This is a genomic window from Marisediminitalea oceani, from assembly GCF_003731635.1.
In the GTDB taxonomy this organism is placed as follows: Bacteria; Pseudomonadota; Gammaproteobacteria; order Enterobacterales; family Alteromonadaceae; genus Alteromonas; species Alteromonas oceani.
The window spans coordinates 1-9378 of sequence record NZ_RCUA01000075.1; the positions used below are offsets into that span (position 1 = coordinate 1).

At 51.3% G+C, this 9378-nt stretch carries 9 protein-coding genes; 3 read left to right on the forward strand and 6 right to left on the reverse strand.

Going from position 1 to position 9378, the window contains the following annotated elements; all coding sequences use genetic code 11:
* Positions 1-599, reverse strand: a 599-nt coding sequence (locus D9T21_RS19265; protein ID WP_241155725.1) for a DNA-binding protein, incomplete at its 3' end; no start/stop codon positions are given.
* Between the two features lie 195 nt (positions 600-794).
* Between D9T21_RS19265 and D9T21_RS19270 the strand changes: the two genes are divergently transcribed.
* The 3 genes from D9T21_RS19270 to D9T21_RS19280 all read left to right on the forward strand — a co-directional run bounded on the left by D9T21_RS19270 (position 795) and on the right by D9T21_RS19280 (position 3492).
* Complete coding sequence (locus tag D9T21_RS19270; protein ID WP_476726848.1) at positions 795-1775, forward strand: tyrosine-type recombinase/integrase; 981 nt, start codon at positions 795-797, stop codon at positions 1773-1775.
* 26 nt (positions 1776-1801) lie between these two features.
* A complete protein-coding gene (locus D9T21_RS19275; protein WP_050991421.1) occupies positions 1802-2557 on the forward strand; it encodes a helix-turn-helix domain-containing protein in 756 nt (251 codons plus the stop codon).
* 74 nt (positions 2558-2631) lie between these two features.
* Positions 2632-3492 (forward strand): sterol desaturase family protein, encoded by an 861-nt coding sequence (locus tag D9T21_RS19280; protein ID WP_123326837.1) that lies wholly within the window; start codon positions 2632-2634, stop codon positions 3490-3492.
* 66 nt (positions 3493-3558) lie between these two features.
* On the opposite strand, the gene lspA is transcribed toward D9T21_RS19280, so the two are convergent.
* From lspA to D9T21_RS19305, 5 genes are all read right to left on the reverse strand, one after another.
* The gene (lspA, locus tag D9T21_RS23045) at positions 3559-4095 is read right to left on the reverse strand and encodes a signal peptidase II (RefSeq protein ID WP_105934545.1); all 537 of its coding nucleotides are present in this window, start codon (positions 4093-4095) and stop codon (positions 3559-3561) included.
* Positions 4096-4099: 4 nt separating this feature from the next.
* Positions 4100-4420, reverse strand: a complete 321-nt coding sequence (locus tag D9T21_RS19290; RefSeq protein WP_105934546.1) for a P-II family nitrogen regulator — start codon at positions 4418-4420, stop codon at positions 4100-4102.
* 77 nt (positions 4421-4497) lie between these two features.
* On the reverse strand, positions 4498-7638 hold the full coding sequence (locus D9T21_RS19295) for an efflux RND transporter permease subunit (protein ID WP_123326838.1): 3141 nt from the start codon (positions 7636-7638) through the stop codon (positions 4498-4500).
* A 75-nt stretch (positions 7639-7713) separates the two neighbouring features.
* Positions 7714-8655 carry an efflux RND transporter periplasmic adaptor subunit gene (locus tag D9T21_RS19300; RefSeq protein WP_105934548.1) on the reverse strand — a complete coding sequence of 314 codons (942 nt, stop codon included), beginning with the start codon at positions 8653-8655 and terminating at the stop codon, positions 7714-7716.
* Complete coding sequence (locus D9T21_RS19305; protein WP_241155763.1) at positions 8652-9329, reverse strand: TolC family protein; 678 nt, start codon at positions 9327-9329, stop codon at positions 8652-8654. Before D9T21_RS19305 ends, D9T21_RS19300 begins: the two co-directional genes overlap by 4 nt.
* Positions 9330-9378: the final 49 nt, after the last annotated feature.

Here is a 9378-nt window from a genome sequence, read left to right on the forward strand (position 1 = left end):
CGCTGCTGGTAATGTTCGAAATGATCGCGAATATCCCGGTTTTCTTGCCTGAGTTCACTGACACTCTCCTTCAAGTCGTTGGCTCGCGTAAGAGCTTCGTCCCGCTGAGACTCGGCCTTTGCCAGCCTGACGCGTGCGTCTTCCAGGGACTTGTCTTGCAGGCTTTTTTCCTCGGTAATTCGTGCTATCTGGTTCTCAAGGTCCCGTTGTCGGGCAGTAAGTTGCGCGATGGTGTTGTTGGCATAGGTCAACTCTGTGCGGAGTTCTTCCTTTAAAGTCTCGAATTCCTGGCGACCTTGTTCGATACGGTGGTCGGCCATCTGCTGTACCCGCTCATGCAGGGACTTTACCACCTCGATGAGGTCGTTCGGCAGTCCACTGACATCGGCCGCCTCCCCATTGTCTGACCGCCAACGCTTGAGCAATGGCGCGATGGTGCTTTTGCTGCCGGTGCCCAGATGCTCGCGCACCCTATCCACCGTGGGTTCCTGGCCATGTGTTTTAATGACTTCAGCTGCTTTAGCGATATCGTGATAAGTGACTCCGGCACGGGCCATGGTGATTCCTCTCGGATTATTTAGTAACATATTACATAACACGTAATATAACATTATATATGTGTTTTTCAAGATCGCTTGAATTCAAGATACTAACCACCGATAATCTACCTTATCGTAGGTTAATGGATCTTGACGTAAATTTTCGACTTGTAACGCCGGTACATAGCCGCCTTTTGAGCGACATCGAAGGAAATCCTATTCATGAACAACAAACCGCCAAAACCGGCTAGCAACTTGCCATTACGTAATGAGGAATCGACCCTGATTGAACGTCAGGAAGCCGAATCATTGCGGCACTACCTCCAGGCAGCGACGTCCGACAACACGCGCAAAGCCTACCGCTCGGCCATTCGCCAATTTGAAAAATGGGGTGGTCGCCTGCCCTCGGATCGGGATACTGTCGTGCGTTACCTGCTGGCCAGAGCCGAATCGCTCAACCCCCGGACCCTGGATCTGCACCTGACCGCCATTAGCCAATGGCACCATTACCAAGGGCTCATCGATCCGGTAAGCGATCCGTTGGTCCGCAAAACCATGGAAGGCGTTCGTCGTACTCAAGGCCAACCCAAACGCAAAGCCAAGGCATTACGTTTGGAGCACATTGCCCAGATGGTGAATCACTTGCGGCAACTGCCTGACACCAAAAAGAAACAGCGGGATATCGCGCTGGTGTTGACCGGCTTTTTTGGCGCCTTTCGTCGTAGCGAATTGGTGGCCATTCAAATCGGTGATCTGGTGTGGGAACCAGAAGGACTTCTCATCCGGCTGTCTCGTTCCAAGACCGATCAACAAGCCATGGGCTTAGTGCGAGCATTACCTTTCGGTGCACCAGGCTGCTGTCCTGCTATGGCCATGAAGAACTGGATAGAATTGGCTGATATCAATGAAGGTCCGGTTTTTCGTCCCGTTAACCGTTGGGATAAGGTTCAACCCAAAGCACTGAATCCCGGTGGCATTAATCAATTACTCAAGACTCTGGGCAACGCCTGTCAGTTCGATTTCGTGCCGGACTTGAGCAGCCATAGCTTTCGGCGTGGCCTCTCTACATCGGCAGCGAGGGAAAAAATCGACTTTGAGTTTATTAAGAAACAAGGCGGCTGGAAGAGCGACGCTACCGTATGGGAGTACATCGAAGAAGGACAGCAATTCACCAATAATGCCTCATTTATCCTCCTAGAAAAGTTGCAAGCGCTTATAGACAGTCAACTACAATGAAAAGCTGCCTTTGTAGAGATAGGGTAATGATCACAACAAATACTTTAGTGAACCCATGGCGCGGCTCAGTAGCGATAACACCAGGTATCGGTGCGTTCCTCGGCGAGTCAGGAGACAATAAGCCCCATAAACATTGGGCGCATCAAATCGCGATCGGTTTAGATGCAAACGTTGAAGTCATTTCCAGCGAAACACGGCACAAAGAAAAGGGGTTATGGATACCGGCTGGAGTTACTCATCAATTGATAATGGCCGAGGTACTGTGTATTTATATCGATCCAACCCATGATATTTGCAAAGCCTTGCTGCCTCACATAAAAAATCCGTTGATGCAACCCATTGGGACACTCCGTGAGGAATTCAATACGGCGTGTTTATCTCGCTTTACTGCCACGGAAAACCTTTCATTCGAACTGGAGGCTTTCGAGCGTCACTACCGGCACGATCAAACATCTGATCCAAAGAGCAGATTGAGCCACATTTTAAAAGCATTACATGCCGAAGCCATGGATGGGCGATCAATCTCTAGAGCCGAGTTGGCAAAGAAAGTTCGTCTTTCCCCAAGTCGTTTTTCCCACTGGTTTTCCGAAAGCACCGGCTTACCTTTACGCAGCTATAAAAAGTGGTTAAAACTATTAACGGGGTTTGAGTTATCACGCCAAATGTCACTCACTGATGCGGCAATTGCATCGGGATTTTCCGATCAGGCCCATTTCTGCCGGTCTGTTACCGAGGCTTTTGGTGTTTCCCCGGCAGTTATTCAACGGCTTTTGTCAGAATAAACAGCACTTTCGTTCAATGTGGCTACGTGTAAACATGAGATGCTGAACACTCTCAATCAGCGAGGAGTGTTAAAATGATTCGTAGCATAACGTGGTTGGTTAGGCTCCTGTATTTGCCGTTGTTTTTGCTCGTCGGAAATGGCGTCGCTATCTATCTTGTTGCCGAGGGTTACAACCAAGGTTGGCTGGTATTTTTGATCTTGGTATTTATAGGAATTTCCTTCGCCACCGAAAAACTGACACCCTATGATCGTGCGTTTAATGAACCGCAACAAGATCAGCGACGCGATCTGCTTCACGCCTTTATGAACGAGTCACTTAATGTTATTGGCGTTTCTGTACTCCCGTTATTTGGTGGCTTGCTGGTCTTGGCACCGATATGGCCTTCCGGGTGGCCGCTGGCTTTCCAGTTACTTTTGGCGATCCTCATTTCTGATGTTGGCATCACCCTGGCGCATTTTGCCAGTCATCGCCTCTCTTCACTGTGGCGCCTTCATGCCGTTCATCACAGCGTAAAACGGCTATACGGTTTTAATGGTCTTATGAAACATCCATTGCATCAATTGATAGAAACCGTCGCAGGAACGACACCATTGCTCTTTGTAGGAGTGCCACAAAATGTCCTGATGTTGTTGGTGGTTGCAGTAGTGCTTCAGTTACTATTGCAGCACTCGAACGTGGCGTATTTTACGGGACCGCTGAGGAGGGTTCTCGCAATCAACGCGGTGCATCGTTTCCACCACTTAAATACGGCAGAAGAAGGCGATGTGAACTTCGGGCTTTTTACCACCTTGACGGATCGCCTGTTGGGAACGGCTTATTTTGACTCTGAACGAACGATCGGTACTAAGGATCATGGTATCGCTTCAACGCCGAATTATCCAGCTGACTATTGGCAACAGTTGATGCAGCCTTTTCAACGGGACAAGACATGAGGTTATTTAGTAATTGATAAATCCGAGAACACGCTCCACATGCCACAGCGGGAGCGTGTTCTCCACTTACCTCATTCCTTTGTTGTTTTCATGGTCGCTGTTATCGCCTTCATCATGAACTTGATGATTCCTACTACCTATGATACTCACAATAAAAATACATACCCCTATGAATATCGCTGTATCAGCCAGATTGAATGCTGGCCAATGAGAATAGCTCCAGTGAAAATCAAGAAAGTCCACTACCGATCCACGCCATACACGATCAACCAGGTTGCCCAATGCACCACCAAGCAGCATCGAATAGCTCGCCGCTTCAAGCCGAGTTGGACGCCGCCGCATTGTCCAAACCAACCAAATCGATACGCCAGAGGCTAATGCAATAAAGAAATAGCGTTGCCAGCCACCAGCATCAGCTAGCAAGCTGAATGCAGCCCCAGGATTCATCATGTGTACGATATTAAGAATTGAGTTAATCTCCACGCGCTCACCGTACTCTATCGTACGCTCAACGGCATACTTACTCGCCTGGTCCATCAGTAATATCAAACCGGAAAGACACAGCCAACCACAAAAGGTGTTTGTCGGGTTAGAGTTCGCCATGAAGTTAATTTTCTTTTCCTCCAATCGGTAGCGCTTGCTCGACAGGGGTGACGTATACCCAACCGGATATGTTGGGTCCGATTTTCCCGGTTTTGCGTATGATAGCCGTCACCTCATCCACCTGATTGTCATCACAGACCAGAGATAATTGTACTTCTGAGATAACCACGCCAGCTTCGGCAGAATAGGCCAATTCCCGCTCTCCGAGGGGCTTCAAAGTACCCTTGATGTCGAGTAGCGATAGGTTTTTGTAACCTGCGTCACGCAGTGCGTCGATGACATCGGCGGATCGAACGTGGTGGATAAAGGCGGTAATTTGTTTCATGTAAATACTCCAAAAAAATTCGCTATTACTGTTAGATGGATCGCGGCAAGAGGATACTTGCCGCGATCCTGAGGGTGTCACTGAGCGATCGGATCGCCGTTGTCATAAATCTCTTTTGGCTTTCGCCAAGCCAGTCGATAAAGGCCGGGAAGTACCAATAGAGTGAGTAACGTGGATGAGATAATGCCGCCGATGACTACCGTGGCCAGTGGTCTTTGGACTTCTGCTCCAGTGCTGGTGTTGAGTGCCATCGGCAAGAAGCCTAATGCAGCCACCAGAGCGACCATCAAAATCGGCCGCAATCTCAACATGGCGCCGCCCTGAATCGCCTGCTCGACGGATTCACCCCGATTGAGCTCATCTCGAAAGGCCGACACCATCATGACCCCCGTCAGTACAGAAACCCCGCATAAGGTAATAAACCCAACGCCGGCTGTGATCGAGAGGGGAATATCTCTTAACCACAAGGCGATAACGCCACCGGTCAGCGCCAGCGGTACGCCACTGAAGACCAATGCCGCATCTTTTGCCGAACCAAAGGTCATCATCAACAGTGCAAAAATCATCACCAAAGTGACGGGGACAAGCAGGCTTAACCGCTGCGAGGCCGATTGCAGTTGCTCAAAGGTGCCTCCATACTCCAGCCAATAGCCGGGCGGCAATTTCACCTGCTGCGCAACTTTGCCCTGAACTTCAGCCACAAAACCACCCAAATCACGACCGCGAACGCTCGCGCTGACAACCAGTCGCCGCTTGCCGTTTTCGCGAGAGATCTGATTAGGTCCAGGGGCCAGCGTGAGACTGGCCACTTCCCGCAGCGGTACGTAGCCGCCCTCTGGCAGCGGTATCGGCAAACGTTCCAACGCGCGCAAGTCGCCCCTTATGCCCTCGGCCACTCGCACCACTATCGAAAACCGCTGGTCGCCCTCAAAGATCAGGCCGGCCTCTTCACCACCCGTGGCGGCGGCGACCACGTCCTGTACATCGGCGACATTCAAACCATAACGATACAGGGCTGAACGATCCGCATTAATGGACAGAATAGGTAACCCAGACACCTGCTCGACCTTAACCCCTTCGGCGCCCTCGATGCCAGTCAATACCGCCGCGATTTCGCTGCCCGATTTAAGCAGCTGGTCCAAATCATCGCCGAACACCTTGATCCCGAGGTCTGATCGCACACCAGAAATCAATTCATTGAAGCGCAGTTGGATCGGCTGGCTGATCTCATAGGCATTTCCCGGCAACAACGTCAGTTTCTCACCAATTTCTTCTAACAGCTGCGCTTTGGTTTTATCAGAATCGGGCCATTCACTGCGATCCTTGAGCATGATATAGCCATCGGAAATGTTGGGTCCCATGGGGTCACTGGCAACTTCGGCCGTGCCGACGCGTGCGAAGTAGGTTTTGACTTCACGGATTTCCAGCACCGCTTTTTCCAATTGAAACTGCATATCCAGAGATTGAGTGAGACTGGTACCCGGTATTCGCAGCGCCTGGATGGCAATATCGCCCTCATCCAGATTCGGGATAAATTCCGTACCCATCCGCGTTGCCAGTGCGCCGACCAAAACCACAAAGATCAGGGCCGCAGACAATACGAGTACGCGAAATTTGAGTGCCCACGCCAAAACCGGGGCGTAAAACCGTTTGGAGTGGCGAACAATAAAATTGTCCTTCTCCTCGATATGCCCCGTCATAAACAGCGCCACGGCGGCAGGGACGAAGGTGAGTGACAGCACCAACGCAGACAGCAAGGCCATGATTACCGCCATGGCCATGGGCGTAAACATTTTGCCTTCCACGCCCGTCAAAGCCAGGATGGGTAAGTTCACCAGAATCACCACTAACACGCTGATCAGACTTGGTGTAAATACCTCGCGGGTGGCCGCAAACACCGTTTGAAAACGCTCATCCAGTTTTAAGGTGCGCCCAAGATGATGCTGTCGCCCAGCCAAGCGCATGATACAGTTTTCGACAATGATCACCGCACCATCCACAATCAAGCCAAAATCGAGTGCGCCCAAACTCATCAGATTGGCGCTGACCTTGGTTTGCACCATGCCCGTCATCAACATCAACATCGACAATGGAATCACCATTGCGGTGAGTAAGGCCGCCCGGACGTTGCCGAGCATGATCAGGAGCACGACGACAACCAATACCGCACCTTCGGCCAGGTTGGCCTGCACCGTGGCAATGGTTTTATCGACCAGTACCGTACGGTTATAAACCGGTTCGGCAATCACGCCCTCGGGCAGCGTCTTATTGATCTCCAACAACTTGGCCGACACATCCTGGGAAACCGTCCGACTATTACCTCCCAGCAGCATGACGGCGGTACCCAATACAGTCTCCTCACCATCGCGAGTAGCGGCACCTGTGCGCAACTCTTTGCCGAATCCGACCTCGGCCACATCAGCCACGGTAATGGGTAACCCGGCTCGACGAGCGACGATGATTTTTTCGATCGCAGGGATGTCAGCCACCTGTCCGGGGGCGCGGATTAAATATTGCTCACCATTTTTTTCAATATAGCCAGCACCGATATTAGCGTTGTTTTTCTCCAGTGCCGCTACTAAATCATCAAAGCTGAGCTGGTAGGCCAGCAGTCTTGAAGGTTCCGGCGTGATGTGGAACTGCTTCTCGAAGCCGCCAATGGTATTGACTTCGGTGACGCCGGGAACCAGGCGTAACTGCGGACGGATCACCCAATCCTGCAAGGTACGTAAGGCCGTCGCATCATAGGGCTCACCATTTTCTTGCAAGGCGCCCGGTTTCGCATGCACTGCATAGTGAAAGATTTCACCGAGTCCTGTGGCAACGGGCCCCATCACCGGACCGATTCCTGAAGGCATCTCGCTTTTTGCCTGCTGCAAGCGCTCGTTGATAAGATTGCGGGCAAAGTAAATGTCCGTGCCTTTTTCAAACACCACGGTCACTTGGGACAGAGCATAGCGTGATACCGAACGTGTACTCTCCACGTGGGGCAGCCCTGTGATCGCCAGTTCCACCAAGTACGTAATGCGTTGCTCCACTTCCAGCGGTGAGTAGCCGGGAGCTTCGGTATTGATTTGCACCTGGACATTGGTGATATCGGGTACCGCGTCGATGGGTAGGTGCTGATAGTTCCAGACACCCAGGGCACCAGTTACCAGCACCAGAAACATCACCAGCCAACGGCGTGCGATGGAAAATTGAATCAGTTTATCGATCATCAGACACTCCTTCGATGAGCGGCAATGAAAATGCTGTTCCGGCCGATGGTATGCAGAATGTCTTTCAGGAAGTGATTAATCATCATCGCCAACCTCCCCTTTACCCAATTCCGCTTTCAAAATAAAACTGTTGTTGCTGACATACACTTCATCTGCGGACAGGCCGGACACTACTTCGCTTAGCTCGCCGTCGGTGCGTCCCAAAGTCACTGTACGTGCTTCAAAACCTTCCTCACCCCGAACAAAAACGACAGGGTTATCCTCGACGATTTGCAAGGCTTCGTTGCGGATCACCATTGGAGCGGCTATTTCGGCGCGGGTGATTTGCGCGTTGACAAAGAGACCGGGTTTCCAAATGCCATTCGGGTTGTCGATCAAAGCGCGCGCCATAATGGCCTGATTACCAGTTTGGCCAAGCGGCGCAATATAGATGATTTTTCCCTCTGCGATATGGGTCGAATCGAGACTGAGAATGCGAACCCGCTGGCCTAATTCAACCTGAGCAACATCCTTGGGAAAAACCGACAGCTCCACCCAAACCGTTGAGAAATCCTGTACTACCAACAACGGGATATCCGTAGTGTGCTCGCCAGCGTTTGCATTCCGCTGGGTAACGGCACCATTGAGTGCGGATACTATCGAATAGGTTTTCAGACTTTCATTCGCTTCCACAGTCACCAGGGGTTCGCCTTTGCGAACCGGATCACCAACACTTTTTTTAACTTCCCGAATAACGCCGTCGAAGCGTGCCGTTACCGACTGTACACGCTCTGCGTTGGTGGCGACGACGCCATATACTGGCAAAACATCGCGGATGGTGCCCGAGGTAACGGTTGCCAGCGTAATGCCGGCATGTTTTATCTGCTCCTGGGTCAGCTCGACGTGGCCTTCTTCACCGTGCTCTTCCTCTTCTCCGTGACCCGTCTCGGCGAAAGTTTGTCCAGACAACAGGGTGATCGCAAAGCAACACGTAATTAGACGGATAAATGATTTTTTTAACTGGGTATTTGATTTCATTGTGGGGTTCCTGAAAATGTGTTGTCTTCGCCATACTGTGTCAAGGCCAAGGGCTCTGCTGTTAGCTGCTCAATTTCTGCACCATAGGTTAAGGCGGCTGCGGCCGCTTCGATCTGGGTGCGCCTGGCGCTCAATAATTCCTGCCGCGCGCTGACATAGTCGAGATACCCGTAGCGACCGCGTTGATAGGCCGCCTGAGTTTCTACCAGGGCCTGCTCAAGGGCGGGAATGATGGCGGTGCGCAGTGCCTCTACCGCGACAATGGCTTGTTTGCGGTTGTGAAAAGCCCGGAACAGTTGCGTGTGTAGATCCAGCAGCATTACATCGCGCTCTGCCAACACCTGATTTTTTTCGGCCAACGCGGTCGAAACGGCGCCGACATTTCGCTTGCCGGAAAACAACGGCATGCTGAAACCCGCTACCAACGCGGTGTCATCGGTTTCCTGCAAGCGACGAACCCCCACCGACCAACTGATATCGGCACTGGATTGGGTTTGAGCAAGGCGTATTTCTGCTTCTTTGAGGCGGGACTCTGCTGCGAATACTTCTATCGCAGGATTTTTTTCAACTTTGGCGTACAACAGGTCGAATGCCACGTCCTCGCCAAACTGGAATAGATCACCTTCCACTTTGTCAAAGTCCGGTGAGGTTACCCCCCACAGGGCACAGGGCAAGATCGTACTTTTGTTAAATTACTCTGATATCTGATCGATTTAATTCGTT

What these genes read in the sequence shown, in the direction of transcription:
- D9T21_RS19275 (WP_050991421.1), top strand. Translation starts at nt 1,802, where the DNA reads ATGATCACAACAAATACTTTAGTGAACCCATGGCGCGGCTCAGTAGCG.
- D9T21_RS19280 (WP_123326837.1), top strand. Translation starts at nt 2,632, where the DNA reads ATGATTCGTAGCATAACGTGGTTGGTTAGGCTCCTGTATTTGCCGTTG.
- lspA (WP_105934545.1), bottom strand. Translation starts at nt 4,095, where the DNA reads ATGGCGAACTCTAACCCGACAAACACCTTTTGTGGTTGGCTGTGTCTT.
- D9T21_RS19290 (WP_105934546.1), bottom strand. Translation starts at nt 4,420, where the DNA reads ATGAAACAAATTACCGCCTTTATCCACCACGTTCGATCCGCCGATGTC.
- D9T21_RS19295 (WP_123326838.1), bottom strand. Translation starts at nt 7,638, where the DNA reads ATGATCGATAAACTGATTCAATTTTCCATCGCACGCCGTTGGCTGGTG.
- D9T21_RS19300 (WP_105934548.1), bottom strand. Translation starts at nt 8,655, where the DNA reads ATGAAATCAAATACCCAGTTAAAAAAATCATTTATCCGTCTAATTACG.